This window comes from Bacillus sp. RC252 (assembly GCF_044909215.1).
In the GTDB taxonomy this organism is placed as follows: domain Bacteria; phylum Bacillota; class Bacilli; order Bacillales; family Bacillaceae_G; genus Bacillus_A; species Bacillus_A mycoides.
This window is the reverse complement of the sequence record NZ_JBIYDV010000029.1, coordinates 16051-33575: the sequence shown is the minus strand read 5'-3', so window position 1 is coordinate 33575 and position 17525 is coordinate 16051. Positions and strand designations below refer to the sequence as shown.

Annotated in this window: 25 protein-coding genes; all 25 read left to right on the top strand. The window is 40.8% G+C overall.

The genetic code is table 11. From position 1 onward, the window contains the following. Nucleotides 1-6 precede the first annotated feature (6 nt). The 25 genes from rpoC to rpsE all read left to right on the top strand — a co-directional run bounded on the left by rpoC (nucleotide 7) and on the right by rpsE (nucleotide 17519). Nucleotides 7-3618 (top strand): DNA-directed RNA polymerase subunit beta', encoded by a 3612-nt coding sequence (gene rpoC, locus ABH960_RS27485; RefSeq protein WP_002009783.1) that lies wholly within the window; start codon nucleotides 7-9, stop codon nucleotides 3616-3618. Nucleotides 3619-3731: 113 nt separating this feature from the next. Beyond that, nucleotides 3732-3980, top strand: coding sequence for a 50S ribosomal protein L7ae-like protein (locus ABH960_RS27480; RefSeq protein WP_000121833.1), 249 nt, complete (start codon nucleotides 3732-3734; stop codon nucleotides 3978-3980). Nucleotides 3981-4094: 114 nt separating this feature from the next. Continuing rightward, complete coding sequence (rpsL, locus tag ABH960_RS27475) at nucleotides 4095-4517, top strand: 30S ribosomal protein S12 (protein ID WP_001142341.1); 423 nt, start codon at nucleotides 4095-4097, stop codon at nucleotides 4515-4517. 29 nt (nucleotides 4518-4546) lie between these two features. Beyond that, nucleotides 4547-5017: a 30S ribosomal protein S7 gene (gene rpsG / locus ABH960_RS27470; RefSeq protein ID WP_001137492.1), complete on the top strand. Its 471-nt coding sequence runs from the start codon at nucleotides 4547-4549 to the stop codon at nucleotides 5015-5017. A 207-nt stretch (nucleotides 5018-5224) separates the two neighbouring features. Beyond that, nucleotides 5225-7303, top strand: a complete 2079-nt coding sequence (fusA, locus tag ABH960_RS27465; protein ID WP_002169326.1) for an elongation factor G — start codon at nucleotides 5225-5227, stop codon at nucleotides 7301-7303. A gap of 117 nt (nucleotides 7304-7420) precedes the next feature. Beyond that, nucleotides 7421-8611, top strand: a complete 1191-nt coding sequence (gene tuf / locus ABH960_RS27460) for an elongation factor Tu (protein ID WP_002009778.1) — start codon at nucleotides 7421-7423, stop codon at nucleotides 8609-8611. A gap of 400 nt (nucleotides 8612-9011) precedes the next feature. Beyond that, on the top strand, nucleotides 9012-9320 hold the full coding sequence (rpsJ, locus tag ABH960_RS27455) for a 30S ribosomal protein S10 (protein WP_001040595.1): 309 nt from the start codon (nucleotides 9012-9014) through the stop codon (nucleotides 9318-9320). A 34-nt stretch (nucleotides 9321-9354) separates the two neighbouring features. Then, nucleotides 9355-9987 (top strand): 50S ribosomal protein L3, encoded by a 633-nt coding sequence (gene rplC / locus ABH960_RS27450; protein ID WP_000160209.1) that lies wholly within the window; start codon nucleotides 9355-9357, stop codon nucleotides 9985-9987. Between the two features lie 25 nt (nucleotides 9988-10012). After that, nucleotides 10013-10636 (top strand): 50S ribosomal protein L4, encoded by a 624-nt coding sequence (gene rplD / locus ABH960_RS27445; RefSeq protein ID WP_001127261.1) that lies wholly within the window; start codon nucleotides 10013-10015, stop codon nucleotides 10634-10636. Then, a complete protein-coding gene (rplW, locus tag ABH960_RS27440; protein ID WP_001205557.1) occupies nucleotides 10636-10926 on the top strand; it encodes a 50S ribosomal protein L23 in 291 nt (96 codons plus the stop codon). The genes rplD and rplW overlap by 1 nt, the downstream gene beginning before the upstream one ends. A 28-nt stretch (nucleotides 10927-10954) precedes the next feature. Beyond that, complete coding sequence (gene rplB, locus ABH960_RS27435) at nucleotides 10955-11785, top strand: 50S ribosomal protein L2 (RefSeq protein ID WP_000511584.1); 831 nt, start codon at nucleotides 10955-10957, stop codon at nucleotides 11783-11785. A 60-nt stretch (nucleotides 11786-11845) separates the two neighbouring features. Further along, nucleotides 11846-12124 carry a 30S ribosomal protein S19 gene (gene rpsS / locus ABH960_RS27430; protein ID WP_000124452.1) on the top strand — a complete coding sequence of 93 codons (279 nt, stop codon included), beginning with the start codon at nucleotides 11846-11848 and terminating at the stop codon, nucleotides 12122-12124. Between the two features lie 17 nt (nucleotides 12125-12141). Beyond that, nucleotides 12142-12483, top strand: a complete 342-nt coding sequence (gene rplV / locus ABH960_RS27425) for a 50S ribosomal protein L22 (RefSeq protein ID WP_002009773.1) — start codon at nucleotides 12142-12144, stop codon at nucleotides 12481-12483. A gap of 3 nt (nucleotides 12484-12486) precedes the next feature. Further along, nucleotides 12487-13146 carry a 30S ribosomal protein S3 gene (gene rpsC, locus ABH960_RS27420; RefSeq protein ID WP_002009771.1) on the top strand — a complete coding sequence of 220 codons (660 nt, stop codon included), beginning with the start codon at nucleotides 12487-12489 and terminating at the stop codon, nucleotides 13144-13146. A 1-nt stretch (nucleotide 13147) separates the two neighbouring features. Beyond that, nucleotides 13148-13582: a 50S ribosomal protein L16 gene (rplP, locus tag ABH960_RS27415; protein WP_000928969.1), complete on the top strand. Its 435-nt coding sequence runs from the start codon at nucleotides 13148-13150 to the stop codon at nucleotides 13580-13582. Continuing rightward, the gene (gene rpmC, locus ABH960_RS27410; protein ID WP_002091523.1) at nucleotides 13572-13772 is read left to right on the top strand and encodes a 50S ribosomal protein L29; all 201 of its coding nucleotides are present in this window, start codon (nucleotides 13572-13574) and stop codon (nucleotides 13770-13772) included. Before rplP ends, rpmC begins: the two co-directional genes overlap by 11 nt. 20 nt (nucleotides 13773-13792) lie before the next feature. After that, nucleotides 13793-14056, top strand: a complete 264-nt coding sequence (rpsQ, locus tag ABH960_RS27405; protein ID WP_002091526.1) for a 30S ribosomal protein S17 — start codon at nucleotides 13793-13795, stop codon at nucleotides 14054-14056. A 43-nt stretch (nucleotides 14057-14099) separates the two neighbouring features. After that, nucleotides 14100-14468 carry a 50S ribosomal protein L14 gene (rplN, locus tag ABH960_RS27400; RefSeq protein ID WP_000615912.1) on the top strand — a complete coding sequence of 123 codons (369 nt, stop codon included), beginning with the start codon at nucleotides 14100-14102 and terminating at the stop codon, nucleotides 14466-14468. 38 nt (nucleotides 14469-14506) lie between these two features. Continuing rightward, entirely contained in the window at nucleotides 14507-14818 is a 312-nt protein-coding gene (rplX, locus tag ABH960_RS27395; RefSeq protein WP_000558201.1) for a 50S ribosomal protein L24, read from the top strand. A 26-nt stretch (nucleotides 14819-14844) separates the two neighbouring features. Next, nucleotides 14845-15384, top strand: a complete 540-nt coding sequence (rplE, locus tag ABH960_RS27390) for a 50S ribosomal protein L5 (protein WP_002091528.1) — start codon at nucleotides 14845-14847, stop codon at nucleotides 15382-15384. 33 nt (nucleotides 15385-15417) lie between these two features. Continuing rightward, nucleotides 15418-15603, top strand: coding sequence for a 30S ribosomal protein S14 (rpsN, locus tag ABH960_RS27385; protein ID WP_001085700.1), 186 nt, complete (start codon nucleotides 15418-15420; stop codon nucleotides 15601-15603). A 29-nt stretch (nucleotides 15604-15632) separates the two neighbouring features. Beyond that, nucleotides 15633-16031: a 30S ribosomal protein S8 gene (gene rpsH, locus ABH960_RS27380; RefSeq protein ID WP_002009764.1), complete on the top strand. Its 399-nt coding sequence runs from the start codon at nucleotides 15633-15635 to the stop codon at nucleotides 16029-16031. Between the two features lie 32 nt (nucleotides 16032-16063). Continuing rightward, nucleotides 16064-16603 carry a 50S ribosomal protein L6 gene (rplF, locus tag ABH960_RS27375; RefSeq protein ID WP_002009762.1) on the top strand — a complete coding sequence of 180 codons (540 nt, stop codon included), beginning with the start codon at nucleotides 16064-16066 and terminating at the stop codon, nucleotides 16601-16603. A 31-nt stretch (nucleotides 16604-16634) separates the two neighbouring features. Next, nucleotides 16635-16997, top strand: coding sequence for a 50S ribosomal protein L18 (gene rplR, locus ABH960_RS27370; protein ID WP_002009761.1), 363 nt, complete (start codon nucleotides 16635-16637; stop codon nucleotides 16995-16997). A gap of 21 nt (nucleotides 16998-17018) precedes the next feature. Continuing rightward, nucleotides 17019-17519: a 30S ribosomal protein S5 gene (gene rpsE / locus ABH960_RS27365; RefSeq protein ID WP_002009759.1), complete on the top strand. Its 501-nt coding sequence runs from the start codon at nucleotides 17019-17021 to the stop codon at nucleotides 17517-17519. The last annotated feature ends 6 nt before the right edge of the window (nucleotides 17520-17525 follow it).

Below are 17525 nucleotides of genomic sequence, written 5' to 3'. Positions count from 1 at the left end.
GGCCCCTTGATAGATGTAAATAACTTTGAATATATGAAGATTGGACTTGCTTCACCTGACAAGATTCGTTCTTGGTCATACGGTGAAGTTAAGAAACCAGAAACAATTAACTATCGTACGTTAAAGCCTGAAAAAGATGGCTTGTTCTGTGAGCGTATTTTCGGACCACAAAAGGACTGGGAATGTCATTGCGGGAAATATAAACGTGTACGTTATAAAGGTGTAGTTTGTGATCGATGTGGCGTTGAAGTAACGCGTGCAAAAGTTCGTCGTGAACGTATGGGTCATATCGAATTAGCTGCTCCTGTATCTCATATTTGGTATTTCAAAGGTATCCCGAGCCGCATGGGACTTGTCTTAGACATGTCCCCTCGCGCGCTTGAAGAAGTAATTTATTTCGCTTCTTATGTTGTAACAGAAAGTGGAGATACACCACTTGATAAGAAGCAATTACTTTCTGAAAAAGAATACCGTGCATATCGTGATCGATATGGCAGTACATTCCATGCTGCTATGGGTGCAGAAGCGATTAAGAAATTACTGCAAGACATCGATTTAGATAAAGAAGTAGACTTCTTAAAAGAAGAATTAAAAACAGCACAAGGACAACGCCGTACTCGTGCTATTAAACGTCTAGAAGTATTAGAAGCATTCCGTAACTCTGGAAATCACCCATCTTGGATGATCTTAGAGGTTCTTCCAGTTATCCCACCAGAACTACGCCCGATGGTACAGTTAGATGGTGGACGTTTTGCTACTTCTGACTTAAACGACTTATATCGTCGTGTAATTAACCGTAACAACCGTTTAAAACGTCTATTGGACTTAGGTGCACCAAGCATTATCGTTCAAAACGAAAAACGTATGTTACAAGAAGCTGTAGACGCATTAATCGATAATGGTCGCCGTGGCCGTCCAGTTACTGGACCAGGTAACCGTCCATTAAAATCACTATCTCACATGCTTAAAGGTAAACAAGGACGTTTCCGTCAAAACTTATTAGGTAAACGTGTTGACTACTCTGGCCGTTCTGTAATCGTCGTAGGACCGAACTTAAAGATGTACCAATGTGGATTGCCGAAAGAAATGGCACTTGAATTGTTTAAACCTTTCGTTATGAAAGAGTTAGTTGGAAAAGGATTAGCACACAACATTAAGAGTGCTAAACGTAAAATCGAGCGTGTACACCCTGAAGTTTGGGACGTTTTAGAATCTGTGATTAAAGAGCATCCAGTACTTCTAAACCGCGCACCAACACTTCACCGTCTTGGTATCCAGGCGTTTGAACCTACACTAGTAGAAGGTCGTGCAATCCGTCTTCACCCACTTGTATGTACTGCATACAACGCGGACTTTGACGGTGACCAAATGGCGGTTCACGTTCCGTTATCATCAGAGGCACAAGCAGAAGCTCGTATCCTTATGTTAGCGGCACAAAACATCTTGAATCCAAAAGACGGAAAACCAGTTGTTACTCCATCTCAGGATATGGTATTAGGTAACTATTACTTAACACTTGAGCGCGAGGGTGCAATCGGTGAAGGTATGGTCTTCAAAGATGCAAACGAAGCAATACTTGCATACCAAAATGGATATGTACATCTGCACACACGTGTTGCAGTTGCTGCGAGTTCGGTAAATAATGTAACGTTTACTGAAGAGCAAAAGAGTAAGCTTCTATTAACAACAGTTGGTAAATTAATATTTAACGAAATCTTACCAGAGTCGTTCCCTTATATTAATGAACCAACAAACTCAAACCTTGAAAAAGAAACACCAGCGGAATATTTCGTTGAAAAAGGTGCGAACATTAAAGAAATTATTGCTAGTCGCGAAGAAGTGGCACCATTTAGCAAGAAAATCCTTGGTAATATTATTGCGGAAGTATTCAAACGTTTCCAAATTACAGAAACGTCTCGCATGCTTGACCGTATGAAAAACTTAGGATTTAAATACTCTACAAAAGCTGGCATTACAGTTGGGGTATCAGATATTCTTGTATTAGGTGAAAAAGATGAAATTCTCCATGAAGCACAAGCAAAAGTAGATAATGTAATTAAACAATTCCGTCGCGGTTTAATCACGGAAGAAGAACGTTACGATCGTGTTATCTCTATTTGGAGTAATGCAAAAGATGTTATCCAAGGAAAGCTGATGAAATCCTTGAATAAACGCAACCCAATCTTCATGATGAGTGATTCCGGTGCCCGTGGTAACGCATCGAACTTTACTCAGCTTGCTGGTATGCGTGGTCTGATGGCCAATCCATCTGGTCGTATCATTGAGCTTCCGATCAAATCGAGTTTCCGTGAAGGTTTAACAGTACTTGAGTACTTCATCTCTACGCATGGTGCGCGTAAAGGTCTTGCCGATACAGCACTTAAAACTGCCGATTCTGGTTACTTAACACGTCGTCTTGTAGACGTTGCACAAGATGTAATTGTTCGTCAAGATGATTGTGGAACAGATCGCGGTTTACTAATTGGTGCGATTAAAGAGGGTAATGAAGTTATTGAGTCACTATATGATCGTCTTGTTGGACGTTTTGCAAGAAAAACTGTAAAACATCCTGAAACAGGTGAAGTATTAGTTGTTGAAAATCAATTAATTACTGAAGATATTGCTCATATCGTTGAAAAGTCGGGTGTTGAAACTGTAAACATTCGTTCAGCGTTTACGTGTAATACTCGCCATGGTGTATGTAAGAAGTGTTACGGTCGTAACTTAGCAACTGGTACAGACGTAGAAGTAGGAGAAGCGGTAGGTATTATCGCAGCTCAATCTATCGGTGAGCCAGGTACACAGTTAACGATGCGTACGTTCCATACAGGTGGGGTTGCCGGGGATGATATCACACAAGGTTTACCTCGTATCCAAGAGATCTTCGAAGCTCGTAATCCGAAGGGTCAGGCAGTTATCAGTGAAATTGACGGTGTTATCGCAGCGATCAACGATGTTAAAGATCGCCAAGAAGTAGTTGTACAGGGTGAAGTTGAAGCTCGTACGTATGCTATTCCTTACGGTGCTCGTCTGAAAGTAACTCTAGGACAGCCAATTAGCCACGGTAAAGAGTTAACAGAAGGTTCTATTGATCCGAAGGAATTACTAAAAGTAACGGACATTACAGCAGTTCAAGAATACTTATTACGTGAAGTTCAAAAAGTATACCGTATGCAAGGGGTAGAAATTGGTGACAAACACGTAGAAGTAATGGTACGTCAAATGCTACGTAAAGTTCGTGTAAGTGATGCGGGTGAAACAGATGTATTACCAGGAACATTACTAGATATCCATCAGTTTACTGATGCGAATGCGAAGGTGTTACTGAAAGGTAAACAACCAGCAACGGCTAGACCGGTTCTACTTGGTATTACAAAAGCTTCACTTGAGACAGATTCGTTCTTATCTGCGGCGTCATTCCAAGAAACAACTCGTGTTCTAACAGATGCAGCAATTAAGGGTAAACGCGATGAGCTTCTAGGATTGAAAGAGAATGTTATTATCGGTAAGCTTGTTCCTGCTGGAACAGGTATGAATCGTTATCGCAAAGTGGATCTTGTAAAAACAACACAAGATAACATGAATGTAGAAAACGATGAAGTTTATGTGGAACAGTAAAATTTTCCGTCGTAAATTTTGTATAAAAACAGCTGATCCTAGTTGACATTGTATGAGACAAAATGTTACTATAATCAAGGTTGCTCCTGAACGATGCTTTGGAGGATATTTAAATGTCTTATCAAAAAGTGTCAAATGCTGAAAATGTAGTCGTTGGTCATAAACGAACATTGGAAGCAATCAAAAATGGTATAGTTAAAGAAGTTGTTATTGCGGAAGATGCTGATGTGCGGTTAACCCATGTTATCATTCGTACTGCCTTGCAACATAACATACCCATAACCAAAGTTGAATCAGTTCGTAAGCTTGGAAAAGTTTCGGGGATTCAAGTGGGAGCTTCAGCAATAGGAATAATAAGTTAAAACTGTTTTTGTGAGGAGAGAGCATTTGCTCTTCCTTGCAAAAACTTTGTTTTCAACTAATAATGAACCACCTGGATATGTGGTCATACAAACATGCGAAGGGAGGATAATCAAATGCCTACTATTAACCAATTAGTGAGAAATGGTCGTACTGATAAAGTATGGAAGTCTAAATCACCTGCGTTAAACAAAGGTTTTAATTCTTTAAAGAAAAAATCAACTGATATCTCTGCACCTCAAAAACGTGGTGTGTGTACTCGTGTTGGTACAATGACTCCGAAGAAACCGAACTCAGCGTTACGTAAATACGCTCGTGTACGTTTAACAAACGGTATTGAAGTTACAGCTTACATCCCAGGTATCGGTCATAACCTACAAGAGCATAGCGTAGTATTAATTCGCGGTGGTCGAGTAAAGGATTTACCAGGGGTACGTTACCACATCGTTCGTGGTGCGCTTGATACAGCTGGTGTTGACAAACGTATGCAAGGACGTTCTAAATATGGTACTAAGCGACCAAAACCTGCTAAAAAATAATAAACTTATAATGAAAGGAGGAACTCAATATGCCTCGTAAAGGACCTGTTGCAAAACGTGACGTGTTACCAGATCCAATGTACAATTCTAAACTTGTAACACGCCTAATCAACAAAATGATGGTTGACGGTAAAAAAGGTAAATCTCAAACAATTCTTTATAACGCTTTCGATATCGTTCGTGAACGTTCAGATAAAGAACCAATGGAAGTATTCGAGCAAGCTCTTAAGAACATCATGCCTGTTCTTGAAGTACGCGCTCGTCGTGTTGGTGGTGCTAACTACCAAGTTCCAGTTGAGGTTCGTCCAGAACGCCGTACAACTTTAGGTCTTCGCTGGTTAGTAAACTATGCTCGTCTTCGTGGTGAAAAAACTATGGAAGAGCGTCTAGCTTACGAAATCTTAGATGCAGCTAACAACGCTGGTGCATCTGTTAAGAAACGTGAAGACACTCATAAAATGGCAGAAGCTAACAAAGCATTTGCTCATTACCGTTGGTAGGATTCAACGTAAAATAAATTGTAAGCATAAACCGCTTTATTTGTCGCTTATGGAAGTGTGGAGAGGGAGAATGCCTCTCCCTTTCGTTGGGCGCTCGTTTTACATAATGAGGGTACTGGACACTGGCATATGTAACAATATAAAGTGGCTTTTTTGCTACTTAAAATAAAATAATCCAATCCATATATGGAAGGAGCAAGACACCAAATGACTAGAGAGTTCTCTTTAGAAAACACTCGTAATATTGGTATCATGGCTCACATCGATGCTGGTAAAACAACAGCAACTGAGCGTATTCTGTATTACACAGGACGTATTCATAAAATCGGTGAAACTCATGAAGGTGCATCTCAGATGGACTGGATGGAGCAAGAGCAAGAACGTGGTATCACAATTACTTCTGCTGCAACTACAGCACAATGGAAAGGTCACCGTGTAAATATCATTGACACTCCAGGACACGTAGATTTCACAGTAGAAGTAGAACGTTCTTTACGCGTACTTGATGGCGCAGTAGCAGTACTTGATGCACAATCTGGTGTAGAACCACAAACAGAAACTGTTTGGCGTCAGGCTACTACTTATGGTGTACCTCGTATCGTATTCGTTAACAAAATGGATAAGATTGGTGCAGATTTCTTATACTCTGTAGGAACAATCCACGATCGTTTACAAGCAAACGCACATCCAATTCAGTTACCAATCGGTGCTGAAGATGAGTTCAATGGTATCATTGACCTTGTTGAAGAGTGTGCTTACATGTACTCTAACGATTTAGGAACAGACATCGAGCGTGTCGAAATTCCTGAAGAGCATAAAGAATTAGCTGAAGAATACCGTGGAAAACTTATTGAAGCGGTAGCTGAGCTTGATGAAGAAATGATGATGAAGTACCTAGAAGGTGAAGAAATCACTGTAGAAGAGCTTAAAGCTGGTATCCGTAAGGCTACAACTTCTGTAGAATTCTTCCCAGTAATCTGTGGTTCTGCATTCAAAAATAAAGGTGTTCAAATTCTGTTAGACGCAGTTATCGACTACCTACCATCTCCATTAGATGTACCTGCTATTAAAGGTACTCTTCCGGATACAGATGAAGCTATCGAGCGTAAGTCTAGCGATGAAGAACCATTCGCAGCTTTAGCATTCAAAATCATGACTGATCCTTATGTTGGTAAGTTAACGTTCTTCCGTGTGTACTCTGGTGTGTTAAACTCTGGATCATACGTGAAAAACTCAACTAAAGGTAAGCGTGAGCGTGTAGGTCGTATCCTACAAATGCACGCTAACAGCCGTGAAGAGATTTCAACAGTTTACGCTGGTGATATCGCTGCTGCTGTAGGTTTAAAAGATACTACTACTGGTGATACTCTTTGTGACGAGAAGAGCCTTGTTATCCTTGAGTCTATGGAATTCCCAGAACCAGTTATCTCTGTAGCTATCGAACCAAAATCTAAAGCTGACCAAGATAAAATGGGTACAGCATTATCTAAGCTTTCTGAAGAAGATCCAACATTCCGTGCTCACACTGACCAAGAAACTGGCCAAACAATCATCGCTGGTATGGGTGAACTTCACCTTGATATCATCGTTGACCGTATGCGCCGTGAATTCAAAGTGGAAGCAAACGTTGGTGCTCCTCAGGTAGCATACCGTGAGACTTTCCGCGCTGCTGCGAAAGTTGAAGGTAAGTTCGCTCGTCAATCTGGTGGTCGTGGACAATTCGGTCACGTTTGGATTGAGTTTGAACCTAATGAAGAAGGTAAAGGTTTTGAATTCCAAAACAAAATCGTCGGCGGTGTAGTTCCACGTGAATACATCCCAGCTGTTGGAGCGGGTCTTGAAGACTCACTTAAAAATGGTGTACTAGCTGGTTATCCACTAGTTGACATCAAAGCTGCGTTAGTTGACGGATCTTACCATGATGTCGATTCATCTGAGATGGCGTTCAAAATCGCTGCATCTATGGCGCTTAAAGCTGCGGTTTCTAAATGTAGCCCAGTAATTCTTGAGCCAATGATGAAAGTTGAAGTTGTAATTCCTGAAGAGTACATGGGTGACATTATGGGCGACGTAACATCTCGTCGTGGACGTGTAGAAGGTATGGAAGCTCGCGGTAACGCTCAAGTTGTTCGCGCTATGGTTCCACTTTCTGAAATGTTCGGTTATGCAACGGCATTACGTTCTAACACTCAAGGACGCGGAACATTCTCAATGACATTTGATCATTATGAAGAAGTACCGAAGTCTGTTTCTGAAGAAATTATTAAAAAAAATAAAGGTGAATAATTGATTTTTATCGATTGTTCAAGTATAACTACTTATGTAAGCTTAGAAAGTGAGACGCAAGTTTCACTTTCTAGTCTAAATATAAAATAACCCATATAAACTAAGGAGGAATTTAGAATGGCTAAAGCTAAATTCGAACGTTCTAAACCCCATGTTAACATCGGTACAATCGGCCACGTTGACCATGGTAAAACTACATTAACTGCTGCGATCACTACAGTTCTTGCAAAAGCTGGTGGTGCTGAAGCACGCGGATACGATCAAATCGACGCTGCTCCAGAAGAAAGAGAGCGCGGAATCACAATCTCAACTGCACACGTTGAGTACGAAACTGAAACTCGTCACTATGCACACGTTGACTGCCCAGGTCATGCTGACTATGTTAAAAACATGATCACTGGTGCTGCTCAAATGGACGGCGGTATCTTAGTAGTATCTGCTGCTGATGGTCCAATGCCTCAAACACGTGAGCACATCCTTCTTTCTCGTCAAGTAGGTGTTCCTTACATCGTTGTATTCTTAAACAAATGCGACATGGTAGATGACGAAGAATTATTAGAATTAGTAGAAATGGAAGTTCGCGACCTATTATCTGAATACGGATTCCCAGGCGATGATATTCCTGTAATTAAAGGTTCTGCTCTTAAAGCTCTTCAAGGAGAAGCTGAGTGGGAAGAAAAAATCATCGAATTAATGACTGAAGTTGATGCTTACATCCCAACTCCAGAACGTGAAACTGACAAACCATTCTTAATGCCTATCGAGGATGTATTCTCTATCACAGGTCGTGGTACAGTTGCAACTGGTCGTGTTGAGCGTGGAATCGTTAAAGTTGGTGACGTAGTAGAAATCATCGGTCTTGCTGAAGAGAATGCTACTACAACTGTAACTGGTGTAGAAATGTTCCGTAAGCTTCTTGACCAAGCTCAAGCTGGAGACAACATCGGTGCTCTACTTCGTGGGGTTGCTCGTGAAGACATCCAACGTGGACAAGTTCTTGCTAAAACTGGCTCTGTAAAAGCACACGCTAAATTCAAAGCTGAGGTTTTCGTATTATCTAAAGAAGAAGGTGGACGTCATACTCCATTCTTCGCTAACTACCGTCCACAGTTCTACTTCCGTACAACTGACGTAACTGGTATCATCCAATTACCAGAAGGTACTGAAATGGTAATGCCTGGTGACAACATCGAAATGACTATCGAACTTATCGCTCCAATCGCTATCGAAGAGGGAACTAAATTCTCTATTCGTGAAGGTGGACGTACAGTAGGTTACGGTGTAGTTGCTACAATCGTTGCTGAGTAGTCTTTAATTAGATTATTAAAAACTCAAGGGATTCTCCCTTGAGTTTTTTTATTGCTTATTACTATAGAAGAAAGAGATGTATTTTCTATTTTTGGATGAGTTTCTTCTATAGTATATAAAACGAAAACAACACCCAAAAACTGTAAGGTGAATAAGAGTAGATGAAAACTTGATATTCTTTAAAGTGCCATGTATAATAGCAAAAGTAGAGAAAAGCAGATGCAAACAAAAAGATGCTTGCATCTAGACGAATAACATTGTATAATAGACAATGTTGGTCTTTGACTGCGATGAAGTGGAAGGTTGCTGACACACCCGGCCGCTTTGCCATGGCATGGTGTGGGGAAATTTCCATGGAGAAGGTCTATTTTAGAAATAGGCGAACGAAGGAGGGAAAATAATGGCAAAAGAAAAAATTCGTATCCGTTTAAAAGCTTATGATCACCGTATTCTTGATCAATCAGCTGAGAAAATTGTAGAAACAGCTAAGCGTTCTGGGGCAACAGTTTCTGGTCCGATCCCATTACCAACTGAGAAGACTATTTACACAATTCTTCGTGCTGTTCATAAGTACAAAGATTCTCGTGAACAATTCGAAATGCGCACACACAAACGTCTAATCGACATCGTGAGTCCTACTCCGCAAACAGTAGATTCATTAATGCGTTTAGATTTACCATCTGGTGTAGATATCGAAATCAAACTATAATTCATATAACTTAAAAATGTAGGAGGTGTAACTCATGACCAAAGGAATCTTAGGAAGAAAGATCGGTATGACTCAAGTATTTGCTGAGAACGGTGAGTTAATCCCAGTAACAGTAATCGCTGCTAATCCAAACGTTGTTCTTCAAAAGAAAACAACTGAAACTGATGGCTACAACGCAATTCAGTTAGGATTTGAAGATAAACGTGAAAAGTTAACTAACAAACCTGAACAAGGCCACACTGCTAAAGCATCTACAACTCCTAAGCGCTTCATTCGCGAAATCCGCGATGCAGACGTGGACGGATTAGAGGTTGGTCAAGAGGTAAAAGTTGAAGTTTTCGCTGCAGGTGAAATCGTTGACGTAACAGGAATTTCTAAAGGTAAAGGTTTCCAAGGTGTTATTAAACGCCACGGACAATCTCGCGGACCTATGTCTCATGGTTCTCGCTATCACCGTCGTCCAGGTTCAATGGGGCCAGTTGCTCCGAACCGTGTATTCAAAGGCAAAAAACTTGCTGGACGTATGGGTGGAGACCAAGTTACTATCCAAAACTTAGAAATCGTTCAAGTTGACACTGAGCGCAACTTATTACTAGTAAAAGGTAACGTTCCAGGTGCTAAGAAATCTCTTGTAGTTGTTCAAGGCGCTGTGAAGGTTAGCAAATAATTCACAATAGGAAGGAGGAATTCCAATGCCAAAAGTTACTGTATATAACCAAACTGGTTCACAGGTTGGTGAAATCGAATTAGCTGAAGCTATTTTCGGTATCGAACCAAATGAAGCTGTACTATTTGAAGCTGTAATGATGCAACGTGCATCTTTACGTCAAGGTACACACAAAGTAAAAACTCGCTCTGAAGTTCGTGGTGGTGGTCGTAAACCATGGCGTCAAAAAGGAACTGGACGTGCTCGTCAAGGTTCTATCCGCTCTCCTCAATGGCGTGGTGGTGGTACGGTATTCGGACCTACACCAAGAAGCTATGCGTACAAACTTCCTAAGAAAGTTCGTCGTTTAGCAATCAAATCTGCATTAGCTACTAAAGTAGTTGAGAACAACATTGTAGTTCTTGAGGACCTAGTGTTAAATGCACCAAAAACAAAAGACATGGTAGCAGTACTTAAAGGATTAACTGTTGAGAAGAAAGCTCTTATCGTAACTGCTGATGCAAACGAATCTGTAGAGTTATCTGCTCGCAATATCCCTGGAGTAACAGTAATCACTGCTGATGGCGTAAACGTGCTAGATGTGCTTCATCATGATAAGCTAATCATGACAAAAGCGGCAGTGGAAAAAGTAGAGGAGGTGCTTGCATAATGAGAGATCCTCGTGATATCATTAAGCGCCCAGTTATCACTGAACGTTCTATGGAAATGATGGCTGAAAAAAAATACACGTTCGACGTGGACGTTAAATCTAATAAAACAGAGGTTAAAGACGCTATAGAAGCGATCTTTGGTGTTAATGTAGACAAAGTAAATATCATGAACTACAAGCCGAAAGCAAAACGTGTTGGTCGTCACGCTGGTTTTACTAGCCGTCGTCGTAAAGCAATCGTTAAGCTAACTGCTGACAGCAAAGAAATCGAAATCTTCCAAGGCGTTTAATTCTTACTAAAGAAGGAGGGAAATTGAGATGGGAATTAAAAAGTATAATCCAACTACTAACGGTCGTCGTAACATGACTACGAATGATTTCGCTGAAATCACGACCGACAGACCAGAAAAGTCTTTACTTGCTCCTTTAAGCAAAAAGGCTGGTCGTAATAACCAAGGTAAAATTACTGTACGTCATCAAGGTGGCGGACATAAGCGTCAATACCGTATCATCGACTTTAAGCGTAACAAAGATGGAATTCCAGGACGCGTTGCTACGATCGAATACGATCCAAACCGCTCTGCGAATATCGCATTAATTAACTACGTTGACGGTGAAAAACGTTACATTCTTGCTCCTAAAACTTTAGAAGTAGGTATGGAAGTTATGTCTGGCCCTGAAGCTGACATTAAAATCGGTAACGCATTACCATTAATCAACATTCCAGTAGGTACTGTTGTTCATAATATCGAGCTTAAGCCTGGTCGTGGAGGACAATTAGTCCGTTCTGCTGGTACATCTGCTCAAGTACTTGGTAAAGAAGGAAAATACGTACTTGTACGTTTAACTTCTGGTGAAGTACGTTTAGTATTATCTGCTTGTCGCGCTTCAATCGGTCAAGTTGGTAACGAACAACACGAACTTATCAAAATCGGTAAAGCAGGTCGCTCTCGCTGGTTAGGTAAGCGCCCAACAGTTCGTGGTTCTGTAATGAACCCGGTTGATCACCCACACGGTGGTGGTGAAGGACGCTCTCCAATCGGACGTAAGTCTCCAATGTCTCCATGGGGTAAACCAACTCTTGGATTCAAGACTCGTAAGAAAAACAAAGCGTCTGATAAATTTATCGTTCGTCGTCGTAAAAAATAATGGGATTGTAGTACGGTTCATTTCAAGAACCGTACGCCAATCACGAAGGGAGGCACCAAAATGGCTCGTAGCTTAAAAAAAGGACCATTTGTCGATGATCACTTAATGAACAAAATGGAAAAATTAGTTGCATCTGAGCAAAAACAAGTTGTTAAAACTTGGTCTCGCCGTTCAACAATCTTCCCTCAGTTCATCGGACATACAATTGCTGTATATGATGGTCGTAAACACGTACCTGTGTACATCACTGAGGATATGGTTGGCCATAAGTTAGGTGAATTCGCACCAACTCGTACGTATAAAGGTCACCTTGCTGACGATAAGAAAACTAGAAGATAATGAGAGGAGGCACTTCAATGCAAGCTAAAGCAGTAGTGAGAACAGTTCGTATTGCTCCTCGTAAGGTTCGTTTAGTAGTAGACTTAATCCGAGGTAAGCAAGTGGGTGAAGCGATTGCTATCCTTAACCACACACCAAAAACTGCTTCTCCAGTTGTAGAAAAAGTTTTAAAATCTGCAATCGCAAATGCAGAGCACAATTATGAGATGGATATTAACAACCTAGTTGTTGAAAAAGTCTTCGTTGACGAAGGTCCAACGTTGAAACGTTTCCGTCCACGTGCAATGGGTCGTGCAAGCCAAATTAACAAACGCACAAGCCACATCACAGTTGTGGTATCAGAAAAGAAGGAGGGATAATCGATGGGTCAGAAGGTTAATCCAATTGGTCTTCGTGTCGGTATTATCCGCGACTGGGAATCTCGTTGGTTCGCTGAGAAAGATTATGCTACGTTATTACATGAAGACATCAAAATCCGTGAGTACATTACTGTACGCTTAAAAGATTCTGCTGTTGCTAAAGTAGAAATCGAACGTGCAGCAAATCGTGTAAATGTTACAATTCACACTGCAAAACCTGGTATGGTAATTGGTAAAGGTGGTACTGAAGTTGAAGCACTTCGTAAAGCTCTTAACCAATTAACAGGCAAGCGTGTACACATTAACATTTTAGAAGTTAAGAGAGCTGATCTTAACGCTAAATTAGTGGGCGAAAACATCGCTCGTCAATTAGAAAACCGTGTATCATTCCGTCGTGCACAAAAGCAAGTTATTCAACGTGCTATGCGTGCAGGAGCAAAAGGTATTAAAACACAGGTTTCTGGTCGTCTTGGCGGGGCTGATATCGCTCGTGCAGAATCTTACAGTGAAGGAACTGTTCCACTTCATACACTTCGCGCTGATATTGACTATGCAGCAGTTGAAGCTGATACAACATACGGTAAATTAGGCGTAAAAGTATGGATCTACCGTGGAGAAGTCCTTCCTACAAAAAAGAAAGCTTCTGAGGAAGGAGGAAAATAATATGTTAATGCCAAAACGCGTAAAATATCGTAGAGAGCATCGTGGTAAAATGCGTGGTCGTGCAAAAGGTGGAACTGAAATTGCTTTCGGTGAATTCGGTTTACAAGCACAAGCTGCTTCATGGATTACAAACCGTCAAATCGAAGCTGCTCGTCGTGCAATGACTCGTTACATGAAACGTGGCGGTAAAGTATGGATTAAAATTTTCCCTTCTAAACCTTACACTGCAAAACCTCTAGAAGTACGTATGGGTTCCGGTAAAGGGGCACCAGAAGGCTGGGTAGCAGTAGTAAAACCTGGGAAAATTATGTTTGAAATCGCGGGTGTATCTGAAGAGGTAGCACGCGAAGCATTACGTCTTGCAGCTCACAAACTACCTGTGAAATGTAAGTTCGTAAAACGTGAAGAAAATGGTGGTGAATCTAATGAAAACTAATGATATTCGTGAATTAACCACTGCCGAAATCGAAACAAAAGTTAAAGCTTTAAAGGAAGAATTGTTCAATCTTCGCTTCCAACTTGCTACAGGACAATTAGAGAATCCAACTCGCATCCGTGAAGTGCGTAAAGCGATTGCTCGTATGAAAACTGTAGTTTGTGAAAGAGAGATCGGAATTAATCGATAAATTGAGGGGAGGTTTGCATAGTGAGCGAACGTAACCAACGCAAAGTTTATACTGGTCGTGTTGTGTCTGATAAAATGGACAAAACGATTACAGTTTTAGTTGAAACTTACAAAACTCATTCCTTGTACGGAAAACGTGTTAAGTATTCTAAAAAGTACAAAGCCCATGATGAGCAAAACCAAGCAAAACTTGGCGATATCGTTAAAATCATGGAAACTCGCCCGCTTTCTGCTACTAAGCGTTTCCGTTTAGTTGAAATCGTTGAAGAAGCGGTTGTTATCTAAATAGACGAATCGGAATTTTTAGTCCGAAGGGAGGTTTCATAACATGATCCAACAAGAATCTCGTTTGAAAGTTGCTGACAACTCTGGTGCACGTGAACTTTTAACAATTAAAGTATTAGGCGGCTCTGGTCGTAAATATGCTAATATTGGTGATATTATCGTTGCTACGGTAAAACAAGCAACACCAGGTGGCGTTGTTAAAAAAGGTGACGTTGTTAAGGCAGTAGTGGTACGTACGAAGAGCGGAGCTCGTCGTCCGGACGGTTCTTATATTAAATTTGATGAAAACGCAGCGGTTATCATCAAAGACGATAAGAGCCCACGTGGTACTCGTATCTTCGGACCAGTAGCTCGTGAATTACGTGATAGCAACTTCATGAAGATCGTTTCTTTAGCTCCAGAAGTTCTATAATTTAAGGTATTGCCTTGCTAAGGAGGTGCAGAATTAAGATGCATGTAAAAAAAGGTGATAAAGTTCAGGTAATCACTGGTAAAGACAAAGGAAAACAAGGCGTTATCCTTGTGGCTTTCCCAAAGCAAAACCGTGTTATCGTTGAGGGTGTTAACATCGTTAAAAAACACTCTAAGCCATCTCAATTAAATCCACAAGGTGGAATTATTACGAAAGAAGCACCTATTCACGTTTCTAATGTTATGGTATTAGATCCGAAAACAGGCGAACCTACTCGCGTAGGCTTCAAAGTAGAAGATGGTAAAAAAGTTCGTATTGCAAAAAAATCTGGTGAATTATTAGATAAATAATTTTCTTAAGAAAGGAGGTCACTTCATTGAATCGCCTTAAAGAGAAGTTCCAAAAGGAAATTACTCCTGCTCTAATGAGCAAGTTTAACTATAAATCTGTGATGGAAGTACCGAAAATCGAAAAGATCGTAATCAACACTGGTGTTGGTGACGCGGTATCTAACTCAAAAGCTTTAGACAATGCAGTAGAAGAATTAACGCAAATCGCAGGTCAAAAACCTGTTGTAACTCGCGCTAAAAAATCAATCGCTGGTTTCCGTCTTCGTGAAGGTATGCCAATCGGTGCGAAAGTAACTTTACGCGGACAACAAATGTATGAGTTCTTCGACAAATTAGTATCAGTTTCTTTACCACGTGTACGTGATTTCCGTGGTGTTTCTAAGAAATCATTCGATGGTCGTGGGAACTACACATTAGGTGTTAAAGAGCAACTAATTTTCCCTGAGATTGATTATGATAAAGTAAGTAAAGTCCGCGGTATGGACATCGTAATCGTTACTACAGCGAAAACTGATGAAGAAGCTCGTGAACTTTTAACACAATTCGGTATGCCATTCCAAAAATAATGGAAGCCAACGCTAAGTAGAGGAGGCGAAAACGTGGCTAAAAAATCTATGATCGCGAAACAAAAGCGTACTCCTAAGTTTAAAGTACAAGAGTATACACGTTGCGAACGCTGCGGTCGTCCGCATTCTGTATACCGCAAATTTAAGCTTTGCCGTATTTGTTTCCGTGAACTTGCATATAAAGGTCAAATTCCTGGTGTTAAAAAAGCTAGTTGGTAAAACCCACAAATGGGAAGGAGGTAAAACACATGGTGATGACAGATCCAATTGCAGACATGCTTACTCGCATCCGTAATGCGAACATGGTACGTCATGAGAAATTAGAGGTTCCTGCTTCTAAAATCAAAAAAGAGATCGCTGAACTTTTAAAACGTGAAGGTTTCATTCGTGATGTAGAATACATTGGGGATAACAAACAAGGTATCCTTCGTATTTTCCTGAAATATGGTGCAAACAATGAACGTGTAATCACTGGATTAAAACGTATCAGTAAACCTGGCTTACGCGTTTACGCAAAAGCTGATGAAGTACCACGTGTACTTAACGGATTAGGTATCGCTCTTGTTTCTACATCTAAGGGAGTAATGACAGACAAAGACGCTCGTCAATTACAAACTGGTGGAGAAGTAGTAGCATACGTTTGGTAATATATATTTAAAACGAACGGAGGTGTGACCACATGTCTCGTATTGGTAAAAAGATTCTTGAAATCCCTGCAGGTGTTACTATTACAGTTGCAGAAGACAATACTGTAACAGTAAAAGGCCCTAAAGGTGAATTAACTCGTACTTTCAAAACTGATATGTCTATCAAAATTGAAGAAAATACACTAACAGTTGAGCGTCCATCTGAACAGAAGGAACACCGTGCATTACACGGTACAACTCGTGCTTTAATCGGAAACATGGTTGAAGGTGTAACTACAGGTTTCGTACGCGGACTTGAATTAGTCGGTGTTGGTTACCGTGCTCAAAAACAAGGAGATAAACTTGTTTTAAGCGTAGGTTATTCTCATCCAGTAGAAATGACTCCAGAAGCAGGACTTGAAGTTGAAGTACCTGTACCAACTAAAATCGTAATTAAAGGTATCGACAAGCAACGTGTTGGCGAATTTGCTGCTAACATCCGCGCTGTACGTGCTCCTGAACCATATAAAGGTAAAGGTATTCGTTACGAAGGCGAAGTTGTTCGTCGTAAAGAAGGTAAAACTGCTAAGTAAACCCGTTAGGTGAAAGAAAGGAGTGACAAGAATGATCACTAAAGCTGCTAAAAATGCGACTCGTAAGAAAAGACATGCACGTGTACGTGCTAAACTTACTGGTACTGCAGAACGTCCACGTTTAAACGTGTACCGTTCTAACCAACATATTTACGCTCAAGTTATTGATGATGTAAATGGTGTAACATTAGTAAGTGCATCTACTCTTGATAAAGACCTTGCTCTTAACGGTACTAGCAATACTGAAGCTGCTACGAAAGTTGGAGAATCAGTTGCTAAGCGTGCTGTAGAGAAAGGCGTTAAAGAAGTAGTATTTGATCGCGGTGGTTACTTATACCATGGCCGTGTTAAAGCTCTAGCTGAAGCTGCTCGTGAGGCTGGATTACAATTTTAATGGTCAAAGGAGGGAAAATTGATGCAACGCATTGACCCAAGTAAATTAGAACTTGAAGAACGTGTAGTTACGATAAATCGTGTCGCGAAAGTTGTTAAGGGTGGTCGTCGTTTCCGCTTTGCTGCACTAGTTGTAGTTGGCGATAAAAACGGTCATGTTGGATTCGGTACTGGTAAAGCACAAGAGGTACCAGACGCAATCCGTAAAGCTATCGAAGACGCTAAGAAAAACCTAATCGCTGTACCATTAGTTGGTACAACAATTCCTCACACAATCAACGGTCATTTTGGAGCTGGTGAAGTATTCTTAAAACCTGCTGCTGAGGGTACTGGTGTTATTGCTGGTGGACCTGTTCGTGCGGTACTAGAATTAGCTGGTGTACAAGATATTCTTTCGAAATCTCTTGGTTCTAACACACCAATCAACATGATTCGCGCTACTGTGAACGGATTAAGCGAACTTAAGCGCGCTGAAGATGTTGCAAAATTACGCGGTAAATCTGTAGAAGAGCTACTAGGTTAAGGAGGG

What these genes read in the sequence shown, in the direction of transcription:
- ABH960_RS27480 (WP_000121833.1), top strand. Translation starts at nt 3,732, where the DNA reads ATGTCTTATCAAAAAGTGTCAAATGCTGAAAATGTAGTCGTTGGTCAT.
- rpsL (WP_001142341.1), top strand. Translation starts at nt 4,095, where the DNA reads ATGCCTACTATTAACCAATTAGTGAGAAATGGTCGTACTGATAAAGTA.
- rpsG (WP_001137492.1), top strand. Translation starts at nt 4,547, where the DNA reads ATGCCTCGTAAAGGACCTGTTGCAAAACGTGACGTGTTACCAGATCCA.
- fusA (WP_002169326.1), top strand. Translation starts at nt 5,225, where the DNA reads ATGACTAGAGAGTTCTCTTTAGAAAACACTCGTAATATTGGTATCATG.
- tuf (WP_002009778.1), top strand. Translation starts at nt 7,421, where the DNA reads ATGGCTAAAGCTAAATTCGAACGTTCTAAACCCCATGTTAACATCGGT.
- rpsJ (WP_001040595.1), top strand. Translation starts at nt 9,012, where the DNA reads ATGGCAAAAGAAAAAATTCGTATCCGTTTAAAAGCTTATGATCACCGT.
- rplC (WP_000160209.1), top strand. Translation starts at nt 9,355, where the DNA reads ATGACCAAAGGAATCTTAGGAAGAAAGATCGGTATGACTCAAGTATTT.
- rplD (WP_001127261.1), top strand. Translation starts at nt 10,013, where the DNA reads ATGCCAAAAGTTACTGTATATAACCAAACTGGTTCACAGGTTGGTGAA.
- rplW (WP_001205557.1), top strand. Translation starts at nt 10,636, where the DNA reads ATGAGAGATCCTCGTGATATCATTAAGCGCCCAGTTATCACTGAACGT.
- rplB (WP_000511584.1), top strand. Translation starts at nt 10,955, where the DNA reads ATGGGAATTAAAAAGTATAATCCAACTACTAACGGTCGTCGTAACATG.
- rpsS (WP_000124452.1), top strand. Translation starts at nt 11,846, where the DNA reads ATGGCTCGTAGCTTAAAAAAAGGACCATTTGTCGATGATCACTTAATG.
- rplV (WP_002009773.1), top strand. Translation starts at nt 12,142, where the DNA reads ATGCAAGCTAAAGCAGTAGTGAGAACAGTTCGTATTGCTCCTCGTAAG.
- rpsC (WP_002009771.1), top strand. Translation starts at nt 12,487, where the DNA reads ATGGGTCAGAAGGTTAATCCAATTGGTCTTCGTGTCGGTATTATCCGC.
- rplP (WP_000928969.1), top strand. Translation starts at nt 13,148, where the DNA reads ATGTTAATGCCAAAACGCGTAAAATATCGTAGAGAGCATCGTGGTAAA.
- rpmC (WP_002091523.1), top strand. Translation starts at nt 13,572, where the DNA reads ATGAAAACTAATGATATTCGTGAATTAACCACTGCCGAAATCGAAACA.
- rplN (WP_000615912.1), top strand. Translation starts at nt 14,100, where the DNA reads ATGATCCAACAAGAATCTCGTTTGAAAGTTGCTGACAACTCTGGTGCA.
- rplX (WP_000558201.1), top strand. Translation starts at nt 14,507, where the DNA reads ATGCATGTAAAAAAAGGTGATAAAGTTCAGGTAATCACTGGTAAAGAC.
- rpsH (WP_002009764.1), top strand. Translation starts at nt 15,633, where the DNA reads ATGGTGATGACAGATCCAATTGCAGACATGCTTACTCGCATCCGTAAT.
- rplF (WP_002009762.1), top strand. Translation starts at nt 16,064, where the DNA reads ATGTCTCGTATTGGTAAAAAGATTCTTGAAATCCCTGCAGGTGTTACT.
- rplR (WP_002009761.1), top strand. Translation starts at nt 16,635, where the DNA reads ATGATCACTAAAGCTGCTAAAAATGCGACTCGTAAGAAAAGACATGCA.
- rpsE (WP_002009759.1), top strand. Translation starts at nt 17,019, where the DNA reads ATGCAACGCATTGACCCAAGTAAATTAGAACTTGAAGAACGTGTAGTT.